The sequence below is a fragment of the Methylotenera sp. L2L1 genome (genome assembly GCF_000744605.1).
Lineage (GTDB): Bacteria > Pseudomonadota > Gammaproteobacteria > Burkholderiales > Methylophilaceae > Methylotenera.
Genome location: NZ_JQMG01000001.1, coordinates 537,965 through 555,672 on the forward strand (window position 1 = coordinate 537,965; position 17,708 = coordinate 555,672).

General features: G+C 43.3%; 19 protein-coding genes and 1 tRNA gene. 3 read left to right on the forward strand and 17 right to left on the reverse strand.

Features of this window, described 5'->3' with window-relative positions:
• Positions 1-38: 38 nt before the first annotated feature.
• The 7 genes from FG24_RS02545 to rpsU all read right to left on the reverse strand — a co-directional run bounded on the left by FG24_RS02545 (position 39) and on the right by rpsU (position 7,921).
• The gene (locus FG24_RS02545; protein WP_235189710.1) at positions 39-1,568 is read right to left on the reverse strand and encodes a sensor domain-containing diguanylate cyclase; all 1,530 of its coding nucleotides are present in this window, start codon (positions 1,566-1,568) and stop codon (positions 39-41) included.
• Positions 1,569-2,409: 841 nt separating this feature from the next.
• On the reverse strand, positions 2,410-2,964 hold the full coding sequence (gene fae, locus FG24_RS02550) for a formaldehyde-activating enzyme (protein WP_036300680.1): 555 nt from the start codon (positions 2,962-2,964) through the stop codon (positions 2,410-2,412).
• Positions 2,965-3,257: 293 nt separating this feature from the next.
• A tRNA-Ile gene (locus FG24_RS02555) sits at positions 3,258-3,336 on the reverse strand.
• 26 nt (positions 3,337-3,362) lie between these two features.
• On the reverse strand, positions 3,363-5,300 hold the full coding sequence (rpoD, locus tag FG24_RS02560; RefSeq protein ID WP_036300683.1) for an RNA polymerase sigma factor RpoD: 1,938 nt from the start codon (positions 5,298-5,300) through the stop codon (positions 3,363-3,365).
• A gap of 93 nt (positions 5,301-5,393) precedes the next feature.
• A complete protein-coding gene (gene dnaG, locus FG24_RS02565; protein ID WP_036300685.1) occupies positions 5,394-7,133 on the reverse strand; it encodes a DNA primase in 1,740 nt (579 codons plus the stop codon).
• A gap of 122 nt (positions 7,134-7,255) precedes the next feature.
• Positions 7,256-7,699 (reverse strand): GatB/YqeY domain-containing protein, encoded by a 444-nt coding sequence (locus tag FG24_RS02570; protein ID WP_036300687.1) that lies wholly within the window; start codon positions 7,697-7,699, stop codon positions 7,256-7,258.
• Between the two features lie 9 nt (positions 7,700-7,708).
• Positions 7,709-7,921, reverse strand: a complete 213-nt coding sequence (rpsU, locus tag FG24_RS02575; protein ID WP_015833002.1) for a 30S ribosomal protein S21 — start codon at positions 7,919-7,921, stop codon at positions 7,709-7,711.
• Positions 7,922-8,093: 172 nt separating this feature from the next.
• On the opposite strand from rpsU, the gene tsaD reads away from it, so the two are divergent.
• The gene (gene tsaD / locus FG24_RS02580) at positions 8,094-9,116 is read left to right on the forward strand and encodes a tRNA (adenosine(37)-N6)-threonylcarbamoyltransferase complex transferase subunit TsaD (RefSeq protein WP_036300689.1); all 1,023 of its coding nucleotides are present in this window, start codon (positions 8,094-8,096) and stop codon (positions 9,114-9,116) included.
• A 76-nt stretch (positions 9,117-9,192) separates the two neighbouring features.
• Here the strand turns inward: tsaD and plsY are convergent, their stop codons facing one another.
• Positions 9,193-9,834: a glycerol-3-phosphate 1-O-acyltransferase PlsY gene (gene plsY / locus FG24_RS02585; protein WP_036300691.1), complete on the reverse strand. Its 642-nt coding sequence runs from the start codon at positions 9,832-9,834 to the stop codon at positions 9,193-9,195.
• Between the two features lie 197 nt (positions 9,835-10,031).
• Here plsY and folB point away from each other — a divergent pair, with 197 nt between their 5' ends.
• Together folB and FG24_RS12365 are read left to right on the forward strand one after the other, a co-directional pair.
• Positions 10,032-10,385, forward strand: coding sequence for a dihydroneopterin aldolase (folB, locus tag FG24_RS02590; protein ID WP_036300693.1), 354 nt, complete (start codon positions 10,032-10,034; stop codon positions 10,383-10,385).
• 27 nt (positions 10,386-10,412) lie between these two features.
• Positions 10,413-11,066: a hypothetical protein gene (locus FG24_RS12365; protein WP_051901398.1), complete on the forward strand. Its 654-nt coding sequence runs from the start codon at positions 10,413-10,415 to the stop codon at positions 11,064-11,066.
• Between the two features lie 326 nt (positions 11,067-11,392).
• Here the strand turns inward: FG24_RS12365 and xerD are convergent, their stop codons facing one another.
• The 9 genes from xerD to FG24_RS02640 all read right to left on the reverse strand — a co-directional run bounded on the left by xerD (position 11,393) and on the right by FG24_RS02640 (position 17,672).
• Positions 11,393-12,316: a site-specific tyrosine recombinase XerD gene (gene xerD, locus FG24_RS02600; protein WP_036300695.1), complete on the reverse strand. Its 924-nt coding sequence runs from the start codon at positions 12,314-12,316 to the stop codon at positions 11,393-11,395.
• The gene (locus FG24_RS02605) at positions 12,313-12,846 is read right to left on the reverse strand and encodes a methylated-DNA--[protein]-cysteine S-methyltransferase (protein WP_081880922.1); all 534 of its coding nucleotides are present in this window, start codon (positions 12,844-12,846) and stop codon (positions 12,313-12,315) included. Before FG24_RS02605 ends, xerD begins: the two co-directional genes overlap by 4 nt.
• A 162-nt stretch (positions 12,847-13,008) precedes the next feature.
• Positions 13,009-13,404, reverse strand: coding sequence for a 50S ribosomal protein L19 (gene rplS / locus FG24_RS02610; RefSeq protein ID WP_019897188.1), 396 nt, complete (start codon positions 13,402-13,404; stop codon positions 13,009-13,011).
• A 75-nt stretch (positions 13,405-13,479) separates the two neighbouring features.
• Complete coding sequence (trmD, locus tag FG24_RS02615; RefSeq protein ID WP_036300700.1) at positions 13,480-14,217, reverse strand: tRNA (guanosine(37)-N1)-methyltransferase TrmD; 738 nt, start codon at positions 14,215-14,217, stop codon at positions 13,480-13,482.
• A 30-nt stretch (positions 14,218-14,247) separates the two neighbouring features.
• Positions 14,248-14,799: a ribosome maturation factor RimM gene (rimM, locus tag FG24_RS02620; RefSeq protein ID WP_036300701.1), complete on the reverse strand. Its 552-nt coding sequence runs from the start codon at positions 14,797-14,799 to the stop codon at positions 14,248-14,250.
• Positions 14,800-14,835: 36 nt separating this feature from the next.
• Entirely contained in the window at positions 14,836-15,282 is a 447-nt protein-coding gene (rpsP, locus tag FG24_RS02625) for a 30S ribosomal protein S16 (protein WP_019897173.1), read from the reverse strand.
• 135 nt (positions 15,283-15,417) lie between these two features.
• The gene (gene queC, locus FG24_RS02630) at positions 15,418-16,098 is read right to left on the reverse strand and encodes a 7-cyano-7-deazaguanine synthase QueC (RefSeq protein WP_036300702.1); all 681 of its coding nucleotides are present in this window, start codon (positions 16,096-16,098) and stop codon (positions 15,418-15,420) included.
• Entirely contained in the window at positions 16,095-16,733 is a 639-nt protein-coding gene (gene queE / locus FG24_RS02635; RefSeq protein ID WP_036300705.1) for a 7-carboxy-7-deazaguanine synthase QueE, read from the reverse strand. Before queE ends, queC begins: the two co-directional genes overlap by 4 nt.
• A 141-nt stretch (positions 16,734-16,874) precedes the next feature.
• Complete coding sequence (locus FG24_RS02640) at positions 16,875-17,672, reverse strand: YbgF trimerization domain-containing protein (RefSeq protein WP_081880923.1); 798 nt, start codon at positions 17,670-17,672, stop codon at positions 16,875-16,877.
• Between the last annotated feature and the right edge of the window lie 36 nt (positions 17,673-17,708).

Below are 17,708 nucleotides of genomic sequence, written 5' to 3' on the forward strand. Positions count from 1 at the left end.
CCGGGTTATACTGAGCAAATAAGAAAACATTATGTCATTTACTGGTGATGCATTGCCTTCTGCTGATACATTGCAGCATCGGCCGATTTCAGCAATTGATTGATAGTTTTTTCACTGCCTTTAAACAACGTGATACCAATACTAACGGTCACTTGATAGTCAAACAATTGAAGCCGACAAGGTTGCTCTACCATCATCTGGATTTTATCTGCAACCTGATTAGCTGCGGCATTTGACTCAGCGAACTCCGTACCTAACTCACTTAAAATTACAATAAACTCATCCCCGCCTAAACGAGCCACCGTATCAACATCGCGAATACAATGCTTAATCCGCTTAGCAACTTCAATCAGTAGCAAATCCCCAGCGTCATGCCCTTTAGTATCATTTAGTACTTTAAAATCATCGATATCTAAAAAAATCACCGCACCGTACTGGCCATTTCGGTCACTAACCGCTAAAGCTTGCTCTAGGCGATCTAACATCAGCATACGGTTAGGAATTCCAGTGAGTCCATCTTGATTAGCAAGTTTCCATAACAGATTTTGATGACTAATATGCTCAAGTCGACCACGTTGAATTGAACACAAATAAATATACAAAATTGCCGAAGACACCATCGACAACAGCGCCATCAATCCAATCAGCTTTAAACTCAGGTCAGTCCAACCAGCCTGCCTAGTCATTAAAATTAAAAAAGGCTCCCCCATGGTGGCTAATGATTTTTGGTGCTTAAATACTGGGAAAATTTTCACTTCAATGGCACTTCTAGCGCGTCCAGACACTGAAAACAAATGACCCTTAGGGTCTTGTATAGTAAAGTCCGTATGATAAACAACTGCGCTAAAGCCATCGCGCATCAAATTATCACTTGGCCTCTGCAACCTACTTGCATCAATAATCATATCAACAATCATGTTGTCTTCTGACTTTATCGGGCAAAACACTACATAGGCAAGATTTCCTTGAATCAATCGGAATGGATGGCTTGCCACAGGACGCCGAAGGGTAATTGCCTGAGTCACGGCACTTTCAAGGAAGGGGACGCTAGACACATCTAAACCAAGAATCTCTTTCGAGCTTGATGACAGCGATTCCATATATATGACAGGATAATAAAACGGCTTATCTTGGGGCGGCATCCATCCCCTGTGTTCACCAAAAGAAAATGATTTAACCGTAAAATCGACATTTCCACCAAGCCGCCTGCTGACAATAAAATCTTGCAGCTGTTTTTTCGCAACCTTTTGTATGATTTCTAACGCAAAAATCTGATCATTCGTATCAATCACACTTTTAACGTATACCGATACTTTTTCAGGGTTAGTATTGCCAATCGCGGCAAACAGCGCAGAAAAACCTTTCAAGACGGTTTCGCTACTCACCATACTTCTATTAAGCTTATCTACATAATCCTCACCATGTTCAGTGAAGTTTCTTTCTGCATCTCGGAGATTGAGATTAACTACTGCAAGCAGTGCTATCAAGCAAAGTGACGCCCATACCGCAAGCGCTATCAAGATAGCTAGGGTTGAGATCGGTTTAATTGAATTTACCTTAGCGATCATTATATCCCGCTAAAAAAACCAACATTAAGACAAGGTTAACTAATATATCAACATTGCCTATGGGCGCTATTCATGACAAATCACAAACACAGCATATACACTCTTCTCAAATAAAACTAAAAAGTGCACATTCAATACTACGTCAAACACTCGGTTACGTACAGCTCCTGCAAACAAGTATCCGCGCGGTAATATAGTTTTGCAATCACCCTAAGGTGTGCATCCATCCATTTCTGACAAACCACAGTAAAAAGTACTGCTGACTCAATAAGCCATTACTAATTAAACACTCACCCAATACAATACGCAACAAGTACAGACTCGCTCATATATCAATGACTAAATCGCTTACTCAATAGAAATTTTTCCATTCAATATCAATAAGTTATAATTTTATTGTCACCTGATAGCGCATTATAAGCACGAATAACTACTGTGAAATTGACTTGCTCACAAACATCAAGCAATTCGTATTGGATGCCTCATACACCTCATTACATGGCAGCCGCCTACTTTTAAAACTTAATGCTCGGCATCCATAAGGAAAGCGTGGTTCATAGGTAATAAAATAATGAACGCATTGCAGGCACTGCTTAGCATCGGGCTGATTAGAATGATTAACCATAGGCTTTAATATATAAAAAAATAGCTACCTTTCGGTAGCCAAGACCTCAAATAGGTCAACATCATCATTACTGTGCCTAGCAAACCACACTAACACACAGCTATCACAATTGTAGACACCCAACGTATCCTGCAAGCAATATAACACAAGCATGAAATCCAATCACTGCCATTCAGAAGTTCATCCACTCAGCCGCTTCAAGCACATCTATGACAATTAAGCACGACGTCTAAAGTCATAAGCTGCTTTTTGATAATCATGCGCCGCTAATGGATGATGCGCCACGCCATCTTGCATAATGACCTCTTCGGGCAAAGGTAGCTCGTTTATTGCGCGCTTAAGAGCAAGTTTAGTCGCTTCGTAATTCCAGTCTTGGATTTTAGTATCATCAGCAGCATCCCAATGAATAAACACCCCTACACAAATGAACAAATCATTTGCTTCATCAAGCGGAATCAACCCTTCTTTAACACTATCAGCTACGGCTTTTGCAACGCCACACTGAGCTGGGCCGAACATCTGCAGAGCCTGCTTAGCATTTTTAATATCTACTTTATTAAACATCACTGTCGCTGGCTTCGCCATCATATTAGGCGCAAGTACAGCTAATAGACCATTAACACCGCGTTTTTGATTGGTGAGTGTATTACAGAAAGCCACTTCGGCCGGACTACCGCGCGGACCAATAATTAAGTCGACATGGGCAACCTCATTGCCTTCACCATACAAGGCCTCGCCGACAAATACCTTGTTTATTTTCATCGTGTTCATGATAAACCTCTCTCACATCTGCTATCAGTAAGCACATTGAAAGATTTATCAATTAATTATCGTTAGCTACAGTTGGTATTACAGTCAGGAGCATTCGGGTAGCTATCGACTAAATTCAATCACTTACCTCAAGCTATCTCCTTACCAATAAGACTGACCTAAAATAAGATAGTTCTAAATGTCTACATAGCAAAATAGCTTTGTGGCCGACACCACATCAAAGGAATAAGTCATAGCGAGCACAGGGTCTTGATAAGAAAAAAGGACTCAGATTTCTCTAAGTCCTTTTGTTTTGGTGGCCCCTCTGTGAGTCGAACACAGTACCAACGGATTATGAGTCCGCTGCTCTAACCAAGCATGAGCTAAGGGGCCTAAACTTTTGAAGTCGTTATTTTAAACTAATCTTGTCCAGTTTCTAAGAAGCTTCTTAATCTTTCTGAACGAGTTGGATGACGCAACTTACGTAGCGCCTTCGCTTCAATTTGTCTAATACGCTCACGCGTTACATCAAATTGCTTACCTACTTCTTCTAGCGTATGGTCTGTGTTCATTTCAATACCAAAACGCATACGCAACACTTTTGCTTCACGCGGTGTCAATGATTCCAGCACTTCACTTGTTGCATCGCGCAAGCTTGCATAAACTGCTGCATCCACTGGTGCCAAGGTCGTACTGTCTTCAATAAAGTCACCCAAGTGAGAATCTTCATCATCACCAATTGGCGTTTCCATTGAAATTGGCTCTTTGCTGATTTTCAAGATTTTACGAATCTTGTCTTCAGGCATTTCCATTTTCTCAGCCAGCAATGCTGGATCTGGCTCGATACCAGTTTCCTGCAGAATTTGGCGGCTGATACGATTCATTTTATTAATCGTTTCAATCATATGCACAGGGATACGGATGGTACGCGCCTGGTCAGCGATAGAACGCGTAATCGCCTGACGAATCCACCATGTTGCATAGGTTGAGAATTTGAAACCACGGCGGTATTCAAATTTATCCACTGCTTTCATCAAACCGATATTACCTTCTTGAATCAAGTCCAAGAACTGCAAGCCACGGTTGGTGTATTTTTTAGCAATAGAAATCACCAAACGTAAGTTTGCTTCAATCATTTCACGCTTAGCACGACGCGCACGCGCCTCGCCTGTGGTCATTTGTTTATTGATTTCCTTCAGCTCTTTCGCTGAAATACCTACTTTGGTTTCCAAATCAATAATACGTTGCTGCTGATCTAAGATTGAGTGGTTGAAGCGCGCCAGTTTTTCATTGTATGGCTTGTCAGCTTTAAGCTCTTCTTCTAACCAAGCTAAGTTACTTTCATTACCAGGGAATGATTTAATGAAGTATGGACGTGGCATACCTGCTTTTTCAACGCAGAAGTCCAGCACTTTACGCTCATGACCACGTACCGTTTCAACTAGGCCACGCACTTGATCACATAGTGTTTCTACTTGTTTTGGTGAAAAACGGAATGCTGTTAATTCAACCAAAATTTCTGACAACAATGCTAGGTATTCAGGGTCTTGAGAGCCTTTAACCGGCAAGATCACTGTCATTTTTTGGTGTGCTGCACGCACTACTTGAAAACGTTTAAGCAGCTCTTCTTTCAGCTTAGCTAATGCCTCCGCAGAGATAGCAGCGGCTTTTGCACCATCTTCATCGCCGTCTTCATCGTCATCATCACTTTCAGGCTCTTCTTCCTCTGGTGATTCTTCTGTCATAGCATCGTCTAAACCGATGTCAGCATCAATTAAGCCATCGACTAAATCATCAACACTTAATTCATCTCGCTCAACTTTATCTACCATTTCCAACAAAGCGGCAATCGTCGTAGGACAAGCAGCAATCGCTTGCACCATATGCTTGAGGCCATCTTCAATACGGCGGGCAATCTCAATTTCGCTTTCGCGTGTAAGCAAATCAACTGTACCCATCTCACGCATATACATACGCACAGGGTCAGTAGTACGGCCAAACTCAGAGTCCACAGTCGCAAGCGCTTGCTCTGCCTCTTCAACCGCGTCATCATCAGTCACGGCTGGAGGTGCATCAGACATCAACAACGCTTCAGCATCAGGCGTTTCTTCGTATACCTGAATACCCATGTCGTTAATCATACCGATGATGCCGTCAATCTGCTCAGAGCCCTGAACGTCATCAGGCAAGTGATCGTTAATCTCAGCATAAGTCAGGTAGCCACGCTCCTTACCTAATACGATTAAACTTTTAAGACGAATGCGACGCTCTTCAGCACTGACCTCTTGCAGTTCTGGACGAACGTAGTCTTCTGCATTTTTTTCAGCTTGTTGATCACTTTTCTTTGGTCTTGCCATGTCTTACCTCTAAAATTTTAGCTCTACCATGACGCATACATCACACATGATAAATAAGATTACCGTAACCGCGCATTATAACAGAATATAGCCTTATTTTGGCTGGGGTTTACTACCAACAGATTTCAATAGCGCGATTTCATCGGGCGTTAAAGCACTCAATGGTTTTTCGCTAATGCGTGCCAATAATGACGCGCCTTGGCGCTGCGCATGTGCTGCCTGCAACTGCTGACGAGCACCTGCAACTTCTTGCGCCTGATCAAGCGTATCATCCAGCAGCGTTAACTCTCGCTGCAACTCTTGCAGAACGCCGGCATCGATTTTTCGTTCCAACTCGCGCAATAATACCGCAGGTTTAGAATGGGGATACATCAGGCAAATTTCAATCACCTGCCGCAATAAAGCATCTGCATCGTCCCGCTCATCAAGCAAATCCAAATCATCTTTTTGCGCTAGTGCTGGGTGCATCAACAACATTAAACCAAAGCGCTTTTGTAGTGACACCGTTGTACGCGTCAGTTTTGGCTTAGCTTGCACTGGTGCCTTATTCAAATTGGGCAACTTTAACAACACTTGCATTTCATCAGGCGACAACAGCGCTAACTCAGCAACCTTCTTACGCAAATACATTGCACTGCGCGGTGCATTAATCTGCTGCATGATAGGCTCAGCTTCATTTAGGAAGCGCACTCGATCTTCCTGACTTTGCAGGGCATTATTCTCACTTAAATGCTGCAGAATATACTGAGACAACGGCATTGCCGATTTAATTTCAGCTTCAAACTTTTCTTTACCAAACTCACGCACATAAGAGTCTGGGTCGTGCTCTTTTGGAAGAAATAAAAATGACAGCTTCAAGCCATCAGTCAACGCAGGCAGCGCGTTCATTGCTGCGCGCCATGCTGCGGTGCGGCCCGCATTGTCCCCATCAAAGCAAAATACTATTTCATCGGCCTGACGCATCAGTTTCGTAATATGGTAAGGCGTTGTCGCCGTACCAAGCGCAGCTACCGCATACTCAATGCCGTATTGCGCTAGCGCTACCACATCCATATAACCTTCTACCACTAAGGCTCTGCCTGCATCACGGATTGCTCTGCGCGCCAAAAACAAACCGTATAGCTCATGCCCTTTTTGAAACAAAGGCGTTTCTGGTGAATTGTAATATTTAGGCGTATCTTCTGGATTAATAACACGGCCGCCAAAGCCAATCACCTGCCCTTTTTGGTCATGAATCGGAAACATGATGCGGTCGCGGAACCGATCATAACGACGACCTTGCTCATTCTCCACAACCAAACCTGCTACCGTTAATGCCTCATTCTCATAATGCGGAAAAACGCTTTGTAAATTTTGCCAGCCAGCGGGCGCATATCCTACCTGAAACTTAGCGGCGACCTGACCACTTAGACCGCGCGCCTTTAAGTACTCAATAGCACGCGGGGATTTTTTTAGCTCGGCTTTATAAAAATTGGCCGCCTGTTGTAACGCATCTTGCAAGCCAACGACCACTTTAGGCGCCGGCTTGTCGTTATCGCGCACCTCTTGCGGCACGGTCATGCCCGCCATTTTGGCTAGATCATGAATCGCATCAACAAAACTAAGGCCTTGATACTCCATCACAAAACCAATGGAAGTGCCATGTGCACCACAGCCAAAACAATGATAAAACTGCTTGGTAGGGCTTACGGTAAAACTAGGAGATTTTTCGTTATGAAACGGGCAGCAGGCAGAATAATTGGCGCCTGCCTTTTTTAGCGGCACACTTTTATCAATCACATCGACAATATCAACGCGATTGAGCAACTCTTGAATAAAACTTTCAGGTATCAAAGTGTCAGCTTTAGCTAAAAATAACTACGTTAATAGAATTTGCTAGCAATTCTAGCGTAATTTTAAAACAAAAAAGGAGCATATCGCTCCTTGTAATGTCTACTTGCATTTATCGCTACGGGTTAACCTAGACGAGTTTTAATCAATCCGGATATTTTACCCATATCAGCACGGCCTGCGACCAATGGCTTAATTTCAGCCATCACCTTGCCCATGTCTTTAATACCAGCAGCGCCTGACTCAACCACAACTTTTTCCAAGATGGCTTTAATCTCATCTTCAGTCAGTTGCTGTGGCAAGTAAGTTTGCAGCACGGTGACTTCAAACTTTTCTACATCAGCTAAATCATGACGATTAGCTGACTCATACGCTGCTATAGAATCCCGACGCTGTTTGAGCATTTTTTCAATCACAGCAATCACATTACTGTCATCTAATTCAATACGCTCATCCACTTCACGCTGTTTAATAGCCGCTTGTAATAAACGTATTGCACCCAAACGCACGCTATCTTTAGCGCGCATCGCGGTTTTCATGTCCTCAGATATCTGAGCTTTTAACGACATGAAAGCTTCTTAGTACAATTTTGCTGGTAAAGTTTGCTTCATCAAGCGACGATATTGACGCTTAACAGCAGCAGCAGCTTTACGTTTACGTTCCCAAGTTGGCTTCTCGTAAAATTCGCGAGCGCGAAGATCATTCAATAAACCAGTTTTTTCAATTAGGCGCTTAAAGCGACGTAGAGCAACGTCAAACGGCTCATTTTCTTTTACGCGTACACTAGACATTTATTCTCTCTTATCTGCAACAATTTAATTAGGTGATGCTCAAGTCCGCCAAACAAAGGCTCATAAACTTGAGAAAAGTCCACCATTTTAATCGTATAATTACTTTTATTCAATTACTTTTATAGCTTTGTGTTATAAAAATGCACTTTAAGACAAAAATGGACCCAAATAAATGTTAGTTTTAGGCATTGAATCATCGTGTGACGAAACAGGCATCGCCTTATACGACACGGACAATGGCTTATTATCTCACGCACTACACTCACAAGTGGAAATGCATGCAGAATATGGTGGCGTAGTGCCTGAGCTTGCATCACGCGACCATATTCGCCGCGTACTGCCACTGACAGAACTTGCGCTTAAAGACGCCAACAAAACATTACAAGATATTGACGCAATTGCCTACACACAAGGCCCAGGACTGTCTGGCGCACTACTCGTGGGCACAAGTTTTGCTGAGTCACTTGCGTTTAGCCTACAAATCCCTACTATTAACGTACACCATCTAGAAGGCCATTTATTAGCGCCTTTATTAGAAGACAACCCTCCAGCGTTCCCATTTGTTGCTTTACTGGTTTCTGGTGGGCATAGCCAGTTGATGCGAGTTGATGGGATAGGCCAATATGAACTGCTTGGCGACACGTTGGATGATGCCGCAGGTGAGGCATTTGATAAAACTGCAAAATTATTAGGGCTGGGCTACCCGGGCGGCCCAGCCCTATCGAACCTAGCAAAAACTGGTAAACCTCGCTTTAAATTGCCTCGCCCACTACTCAACAGCGGCGATTTAAACTTTAGCTTTAGCGGCTTAAAAACCTCAGTACTAACATTGGTGAACCAACACCAACCGCTGGATGCAGAAACCAAGGCGGATATCGCTTACGAGTTCCAAGAAGCAGTGACAGAAGTGCTTACTATCAAGTGTATGAGTGCATTACGAGAAACCGGCTTAGACAATTTAATTGTTTCTGGCGGTGTCGGGGCAAACGCAAAGCTAAGAGAAAAACTAAACGCAGCCACTAAGCGAAAACTATGCAAAGTAAGCTACCCACGCTTAGAGTTTTGTACCGACAATGGCGCGATGATTGCATTTGCAGGTGCGATGCGCCTGAAAGCTATGCAAGATAATGAAGATAAAAATTATAGCTTTAGCGTAAAGCCACGTTGGAATTTGAGTGAGCTACAAGCGCCTTAGTCATCACGCCCTTAACCAGAGAATGATGACTGAGGGTGCGATAGCTAAGTGATAATGACTTTTCTGCGTGATTATTTTATTTCTTTTTACCAAACCCTGATTCAGTACCATCCAACAACTTTTTGATGTTACTTCTGTGGCGCCATATCAAGAAAATAGACATCACCAATACCATCAGCACGTAATCAGAAACGCCAATCGCATTATCTGCATTTGCCAATAAGAACCAAGCATAGACAGGCGCCAACGCCGCCGCCGCCAAAGCAGCAAGTGATGAATAGCGCGAGACGGCAAACACAACCACCCAAGTTAGCAATGCCGCCAAAGCAAGCATAGGCGAGATAGCCAGCATGACACCTAATGCAGTTGCAACACCTTTACCACCTTTAAAACCATGATAAATCGGGTACAAATGGCCAAAAAACACAGCCAAACCTACAAGACTCACCACGCACATCGTCATGCCAGACTGCAATGCCAGCCACACAGGAAACCACCCTTTAAACACATCTCCCAATAAAGTCAGAATAGCTGCCGATTTCTTACCGCTACGCGCCACATTTGTAGCGCCAATATTACCGCTACCAACCGTACGCGGATCTGGCAAACCAAATAACTTACTGACTAAAATCCCAAATGCAATTGAGCCAAGCAGATAAGCTGCAACAACCCAAACAACTGGCACTAGTGTGACAGGAATAAAACCTAATTCATTCATTTAAACTCTCTCTACTATCATTCACGCCTACCAGTACTTGGCATCCCCATAGAATATATGCACTGAAGCACATTATTCATACATGAAAGGCGCGAATCTATCTGTGACACCACAACTACGAATAAATTGTGGTTTAATATTCAAGATATTACTGGATTCCCGCCTTCGCGGGAATGACGACAAGAAAATAAGGCTTTATGGACATCATTTTTTTAAGCGAAGTTAAAGTACAAACCAAACTAGGCGTACCAGAGTGGGAACGCATGACCCCGCAGACCATTATCCTAGATATAGAAATCGGCTACGACCTCAGCAACGCCTGCCAAAGTGACGACGTAAACGACACCATCGACTACGGCGCAGTAGTCAGCCGTATACGTGAAACCCTACAAGAAAACAGCTTCCAGCTGGTAGAAAAACTTGCGGAGCACCTATGCCAATTGATATTGAAAGAATTTAACGCATTTAACGTGAAGATTAAAGTGGCTAAACCTACGATATTGCCAGGCTTGAAGGCGCTGGGGGTAGTGATTGAACGAAAGTTGGGTTAATTAAAATTGCCCCGTTTATTTAAATACATGCCTGAGAAATACTTAAATGGCTTTTTAAAAAATGGTGAATTGCTATTTCGCTCCTTATCGTACTTTCATGCTTATGAAGATACAAACCGGGGAGATATGTTTGAAGGAGCGAGACTGTATAAGCCCACAACTGGTTTAGAGATTACTAAGTCTGAGACAGGTGAAAAAGTTTTGTTACCAGAAGCCACCTTTAAATCACATACAAATACCGATGATATTTTCATATTTTGCACCAGCAATAAACTCAGCAGTGAATTGGCGACTAACTTCAAAAGCAACGTATGCGTTGAGATAACCAACATTGCGAAATTTATATCAGGCATTCGAGGAGCGCTATCGATACGCCCAAGCATTAAAGACAAACAACTTATTTTTGGCGATATTAACTACTACTCAATCAACAACCCTCCAATTATCGATTGGGCACTACCAGAAAAAATTGCCCTCTCGAAACTTGATAGCTATCAAAATCAAAGTGAATATAGATTTGCTTTTGCAATTAACAATGCTTGGCATATGAGCAATACAAAACAAGCTATTGATTTCGGTGGTAATCGAATTAGTCAAATCAGAGATAAATACCCTGAAAAAAAGTTAAAAATTGGAAATATATCAAAATTCTGCAAAATTCATAGGTTTGACATTACGTAACCGATCTATCCCCTTGCGCCACGCTGAGCAACGCTGACATAAAGGGAGTTTCCAGCAACAGGCTGTTTGAGCCCAAACATTTTGTTGGGCGAATTTCCTATTGCTGCCCTTTGTGTTGAGTAGCACAAGGAAGGCGTAGCCCGTGGTGTGGGGTGCCGTTTTCTTTGGTTACTTTCTTTTCAGGCAGTTAAAAGAAAGTAACTAGCTGTCGGGCTACCCCCGACATTTTTCAAATTCCGCCGTCTTACCCTCTCCCTTAAATTGAAAGGGCGTAAAGCTTTGCTTTTATGTGTCTAAAAGAAATTATCGATAAATTTCTCACAACTTCACTCCCATGAAAACTTTCCCCTTGGATGGTGAACACTATGCAACCGCTTCAACCGCTCCCGCGCCACATGCGTATAGATCTGCGTCGTAGAAATATCTGAATGACCTAACAGCATCTGCACCACCCTTAAATCAGCCCCATGATTGAGCAAATGCGTGGCAAATGCATGGCGCAACACGTGTGGTGACATATGCTTGGTAATACCAGCCAACAAGGCATAACGTTTAATCATGTACCAAAAAGCCTGACGCGTCATTGCATCGCCACGATTGGTAACAAACAATGCATCACATAAACGGTTTTGCATAATTTCACGCCTCGCATCTTTTAGATACCGCGAGATCCACTCTACTGCGTTTTCACCCATCGGCACCAACCGTGTTTTACTGCCTTTACCTGTCACACGCACCACACTATCACTAAGACTCACTTCCGTTGTTTTAATTGAAACCAGCTCCGACACACGCAAGCCACAGGCATAAAGCAACTCCAACATTGCTTTATCTCGCAGCCCCGCTGGCTCACTCAGGTTTGGCGCATTAAGTAAGGCCTCCACCTCTTCTTCATTCAGGCTTTTTGGCAAGCTACGCGGTAACTTAGGTGACTCAATTTGTACGGTAGGGTCATCACTGATTGTATTTTCGCGTAAGCAGTGGCGATAAAAGCGTCTTAAACTGGCGATTAGGCGACTAATACTGCGCGGTTTACTTAGTGGAAATCTAACCGCTAGATATTGCTGAACATCTGCTTTATCTACAGTTAACAACTGTTTATTTTGTGTGAATACCCAACCCGCAAACGAAGTGAGGTCTAGCCGATAGCTTTCCAGTGTATTTTTAGACAAACCATCTTCCAACCAGAGATGGTCAATAAAAACATCAATTTGCGCTGCATCATCAGGCGCAAGCGTGCGCTCACTCATTTACAACCTCTGAATGACTGTACACCCTCATGCCGCAACAGCCACTGCTTAATCAGCAAGCCATTACGCTTACCTTGCATAAAGCCACCTAAGCCACTTTTGGCGACCACCCGATGACATGGTACAAGCAAAGGTAACTGATTGGCGCCACAAGCGTTTGCAACTGCACGCGGGCCTGAGCCAATTTGTTGAGCTAACTCCGTGTAAGTACGAGTCTGCCCACAGGGGATGGCGGATATTGCTTGCCAGACGCGCTGTTGGAATGCAGTACCCTGCTGGTTAGCAGGTAAGCCGAACGCTACACTAGCTTGCTGTAAATATTGCATCACCTGCTGGCAAGCTATGTTCACAAGTGGGTGTGTTGATGTTTTTTCTAGCGTCACCTTGTCATGGTCAGGCAACTGCTGCGCATTGGCCGACAGTGGGAGCAACTCAATCATTAACTGTTGCTGATGAACAGCAATATACACCTGACCAAACGGTGCATTAATGAGTGCATCATCATTTACATCAAGAGGATTGGTTTTCATCATGTTATGTTAAACCAAAGCTAGCCATATGCAAACCACACATAACGCATATGAATATGCATTGATAATAAGTAATTGGCTAAACTAGATTTACAGGCAACAAAAAACCCCAATGATTTTCATCGATTGGGGTTTTAATGTCTGTTACACACAGACTAAGTTTTACGCTTTTTCTACTGGCGCTAGAACTTCTCTGTCACGTGCTACTAATTTCTCTTTAATACGTGCTGACTTACCTGAACGCTCACGTAGGTAGTACAGTTTCGCACGACGTACATCACCGCGACGTTTCAATTCGATTGAAGCGATTAATGGTGAGTAAGTTTGGAATGTACGCTCAACGCCTTCACCTGAAGAGATTTTACGTACGATGAATGATGAGTTCAAACCACGGTTACGTTTAGCAATAACAACGCCTTCGTATGACTGTACACGTTTACGTGTACCTTCAACTACGTTTACGCCAACCACTACAGTGTCACCTGGAGCAAATTCAGGAATAGTTTTGCCTAAACGGGCAATTTCTTCCTCTTCCAACATTTTAATAATATCTGCCATCTTTATTTATCTCTTCCGGTTGCCCGTCGGAGTTCCTTTTAATTGTGAAGAAACTTGTTCCTACTTATCAGAACTCTACTCAAGTTCTTTTAGTAGCCGTGCTTCTTCTTTCGTCAACGGCCTTGCGGCCAATAAATCGGGACGTTGATCCCGAGTTCTATGCAATGACATTTTCAAACGCCACTGTTTAATCTTGGCATGATTACCTGACATTAAAACATCAGGCACTCGTCTGCCGTTATATTCTTCTGGCCTAGTGTAGTGTGGGCAGTCTAACAAGCCATCTACAAATGAATCTTCAATCGCAGAATCACTATCACCTAACGCACCTGGCAACTGGCGGATGATTGCATCCATCAATGCCATGGCGGGCAACTCGCCGCCACTTAATACATAATCCCCAATCGATATTTCTTCGTCTACTTCAGCATCGATTAAACGCTGATCGACACCTTCATATCGACTGGCAAGCAACACCAAGCCTTGCTTTTTGCTTAACTCCATCACTTTCTGATGGGTTAGCGGTTTTCCTGCGGGCGACAAATGCACGACCCAATGATCATCATCAGACGTCTGGGCTGCTTTTGCTGCACCAATCGCTTTTTCAAGCGGCTGTACCAGCATCACCATACCAGGACCACCACCGTAGGGCCTATCATCTACAGTTTTATGATTATCGCTAGTAAAATCACGCGGATTCCAAAAGCCAACATTATAAATGCCTTGCTGTAACGCCCGACTTGTAATGCCATGCTTAGTGATGGCATCAAACATTTCGGGAAACAAGGTCACAATATCAAATTTAAACGCCATGATTTAAATGGTTTAATTTTAACGAAACGACTAAAAGTCTTCGTCCCAATCAACCAACATCGTTTTAGCTTTTAAATCAACCTCCAACACGACTGTTGCTACAAATGGCAATAGCCTCTCTTGCGGCTTCTCTTTATCAGCATCTGCGCTCACTACATCCGGCTTTACCACATCTGGTTTTACCACAAGCACATCATTTGCACCGGTTTCAAACACTTCAATAATTAAACCAAAATCAACACCTTGGCTGTTTTTAACACGTAAGCCGATTAAGTCTGACCAGTAATATTCATTCTCGTCAGGCTCTGGCAATTGCGCTCTTGGCACGGCAATCTGCTTACCTTTGCATGCAAAAGCAGCATCGCGGTCGTCGATACCTTCTAACTTCACAACAATCACATCATTATGAAGTTTAGCAGTTTCCACCACCATCTCACGCCAGTCGTCGCCTTTACCTAGCCACCAAGTGTCATAATCAAACAGACCATCAATTGCTTCTGTATCTGGCAACACTTTAAGCCAACCATAAACGCCGTAGGGCGCAACAATGCGCCCCATTACAACCATGTTATTCACAGCCATTTTAATTGCTTAGGTAACTTACCTAAGCTTTTTAAATTAAGCGTCAGCAGCTGGTGTTTCAGCAGCGGCAGCCTCGGCAGCTTTAGCTGCGGCAGCAGCCTCTGCGGCTTGAGCGTCAGCTTCTGCCTTAGCAGCGTCAGCGGCTGCTTTTAATTTTGCAGCTTCTTCAGCAGCAGCTTTTGCTTTAGCAGCTTCAGCCTTAGCAGCGTCTTTTGCTTTAGCAGCAATAGCAGCTTCTGGACCTTTAGCGTGGAATTTAACTAAACGTGCAACTGTCTCAGACAATTGTGCGCCGTTATTTTGCCAATGCGTAACACGAGCTAAATCAATGCGTAAACCTTCAGCGTTTGCACTAGCTGATGGGTTGTAAAAACCAACACGCTCAATAAAGCGACCATCACGACGATTGCGTGAATCAGCTACAACCACGTTGTAGAAAGGAGTTTTTTTCGCGCCACCACGAGCTAAACGAATAATAACCATAATCTTTGTTCTCTTTTGAAAAATTTAAAGCAGAAAGGCGCGGATTTTACGTTATTTATGCACCACTTGGCAAGCTATTTATCTACATTTATTAATCAAGCGATGATTTATATCTAAATAGCTTACCAACTGGCTTTATAGATGCAATTTATAACGTGTAGGGTCCGCTAACCCTGCGGCTAAGAAGCCATCGCGACGCAAGCGGCACGAGTCACACAAACCACAGGCCTCACCTTCACTATCAGCCTGATAGCATGAAACCGTCATGGCGTAATCTACACCTAACGTTGTGCCTAGTTTAACGATTTGTGCCTTAGTCATATCAATTAAAGGGGCATGAATAGTAATGGTTTTACCCTCTACCGCACTTTTAGTGGCTAGATTAGCCATATCCTGAAACGCTTTAACGTACTCGCCACGGCAATCTGGATAACCTGAATAATCTAAAGCATTCACGCCAATAAAAATATCCTGCGCCTGCAACACCTCAGCCCAAGCCAGCGCTAGGGATAACATAATCGTATTGCGCGCTGGCACATAGGTAATAGGAATGCCTTCTGTCGCACTTTCTGGCACAGCAATCGCATCATCAGTCAGCGCCGACCCGCCAAATAGGGACAAATCTAACTGCGCAGTCTTATGTGCAGAGGCGCCCATCACTTTCGCGATATTTTTAGCTGCATATAATTCAGCAATATGACGTTGATGGTAGTCCAAACTTAAACAGTAACAATCGAAACCTTGATTTCGAGCATAAGCTAGCACTGTGGCTGAATCCAACCCGCCTGACAGGAGTACAACAGCTTTCTTTGTCATTTTCCAGGCACCTCGCCCCATAATATCTTGTGCAACTGCAACTGCATACGCACAGGAAGCTTATCTGCCAATACCCAATCAGCCAAGTCTGATGGCACTACTTGACTATAGACTGGTGAAAATAATACTGGGCATTTATCGGTTAGCCGCTCTTTCATCAAGAAGTCTTTAGCCCAATCATAATCAGCGCGGCTGCATAACACGAACTTCACCTCATCGGTCTTTTTAAGATGTGCGAGGTTGGTCCACAAATTATTTTTAAGCTCACCTGAATCTGGTGTTTTAATATCTAAGATGACTGACACACGAGCGTCAACGGGCCCAATATCAATAGCACCGCCAGTTTCTAAAGAAACACTGTAGCCTTGATCGCATAGCGCCTTGAGCAATACATGACAATCTTTTTGCGCCAGCGGCTCACCACCAGTCACTGTGACATATGGCGTGCCAAACTCAGCAACTTTAGTGAGAATGTCATCGATTTCCATATTACTACCGCCGCTAAAAGCATAGGCAGTATCACAATACACGCAACGCATTGGACACCCAGTAAGGCGCACAAATACGGTAGGCAAGCCCACACGCGAGGACTCACCTTGCAGCGAGTAAAAAATTTCGTGGATTTTAAGTTTCATCTAATACTTTGCACACTAACAATTAATAACGCAAAAAAATAGCGCCAATACAGAGATTGGCGCTATTTTAACTTAAAAGCTTTATTTGCCTAAATATAGGTGAACAAACAACTTTTTAGGTTACTTACCTATTTTAAATACTTATCTAATCGCCTCTAATGCTTTTAGACGTTTTTGTGCGGTTGGCGTCAACTCACTGTTTGGAAATTTAGCAACTAAATCACGCAATGTTTTTTTAGCACCTGGCACTAATCCGAGTTGAATCTGGCTATTTGCCAAATTGAACATCGCATCAGGTACTTTTGGGTTATCCGGGTAGGTATCCATCAGCTTTTGCTGCGTTGCAATAGATGACTTGTAATTCTTCAAAGCAAATTGCGAGTAACCCAAACCATACATCGCCTCAGGTGCAAGACTACTACCAGGGTAGTCTTTTAAGAACTTGTCATACTCTTTAAAAGCATCTTTATGCTTGGATTCTTTTGACAAGCCGTTTGCTAATTCAAGCAACTGGTATTCCTGTGTATTTTTTTCAGCAACAGCTGGTGGCGCTGCGACCTCAGCGACCGGAGCAGACTCTAGCTTACGTAAGCGCTCATCGATATCTGTATATAAATCTTTTTGGCGTTGAAGTGCGGTTTCAACTTTATGATTAGCGACTTCTAGCTCGCCTTTCAACCTTGCATTCTCTTGCTTTAATGCATCTAGCTGCGATTGCATATCAGCCAAACCATTTCTTGTGACGGTATCGCGCTGCTCATTTGATTGTTTTAAATCACGGAGCGCAGATTGCGTAGCCTGATTCTGGCTTTGCAAGTTTTTCTCAACTTCCAATATTTTCTTTCGCGCCTCATCGTCATCAAACAATGCCGAGTGGCCGCTCAAGGAAAATAATTGCGTTGCTAAAAACACGCTAGACAGAATCAGGTTTTTCATCATTTTTAAACTTAGTAATTTTAAAATTAGTAACTAAGA

Coding starts and splice junctions, on each gene's coding strand:
- FG24_RS12365 (WP_051901398.1), top strand. CDS start 10,413: ATGCCTGAGAAATACTTAAATGGCTTTTTAAAAAATGGTGAATTGCTA.
- rimM (WP_036300701.1), bottom strand. CDS start 14,799: ATGGCTGTGAATAACATGGTTGTAATGGGGCGCATTGTTGCGCCCTAC.
- tsaD (WP_036300689.1), top strand. CDS start 8,094: ATGTTAGTTTTAGGCATTGAATCATCGTGTGACGAAACAGGCATCGCC.
- trmD (WP_036300700.1), bottom strand. CDS start 14,217: ATGGCGTTTAAATTTGATATTGTGACCTTGTTTCCCGAAATGTTTGAT.
- queE (WP_036300705.1), bottom strand. CDS start 16,733: ATGAAACTTAAAATCCACGAAATTTTTTACTCGCTGCAAGGTGAGTCC.
- FG24_RS02570 (WP_036300687.1), bottom strand. CDS start 7,699: ATGTCGTTAAAAGCTCAGATATCTGAGGACATGAAAACCGCGATGCGC.
- xerD (WP_036300695.1), bottom strand. CDS start 12,316: ATGAGTGAGCGCACGCTTGCGCCTGATGATGCAGCGCAAATTGATGTT.
- queC (WP_036300702.1), bottom strand. CDS start 16,098: ATGACAAAGAAAGCTGTTGTACTCCTGTCAGGCGGGTTGGATTCAGCC.
- rplS (WP_019897188.1), bottom strand. CDS start 13,404: ATGGCAGATATTATTAAAATGTTGGAAGAGGAAGAAATTGCCCGTTTA.
- FG24_RS02605 (WP_081880922.1), bottom strand. CDS start 12,846: ATGAAAACCAATCCTCTTGATGTAAATGATGATGCACTCATTAATGCA.
- rpsP (WP_019897173.1), bottom strand. CDS start 15,282: ATGGTTATTATTCGTTTAGCTCGTGGTGGCGCGAAAAAAACTCCTTTC.
- folB (WP_036300693.1), top strand. CDS start 10,032: ATGGACATCATTTTTTTAAGCGAAGTTAAAGTACAAACCAAACTAGGC.
- FG24_RS02640 (WP_081880923.1), bottom strand. CDS start 17,672: ATGATGAAAAACCTGATTCTGTCTAGCGTGTTTTTAGCAACGCAATTA.
- rpoD (WP_036300683.1), bottom strand. CDS start 5,300: ATGGCAAGACCAAAGAAAAGTGATCAACAAGCTGAAAAAAATGCAGAA.
- FG24_RS02545 (WP_235189710.1), bottom strand. CDS start 1,568: ATGATCGCTAAGGTAAATTCAATTAAACCGATCTCAACCCTAGCTATC.
- rpsU (WP_015833002.1), bottom strand. CDS start 7,921: ATGTCTAGTGTACGCGTAAAAGAAAATGAGCCGTTTGACGTTGCTCTA.
- plsY (WP_036300691.1), bottom strand. CDS start 9,834: ATGAATGAATTAGGTTTTATTCCTGTCACACTAGTGCCAGTTGTTTGG.
- fae (WP_036300680.1), bottom strand. CDS start 2,964: ATGAACACGATGAAAATAAACAAGGTATTTGTCGGCGAGGCCTTGTAT.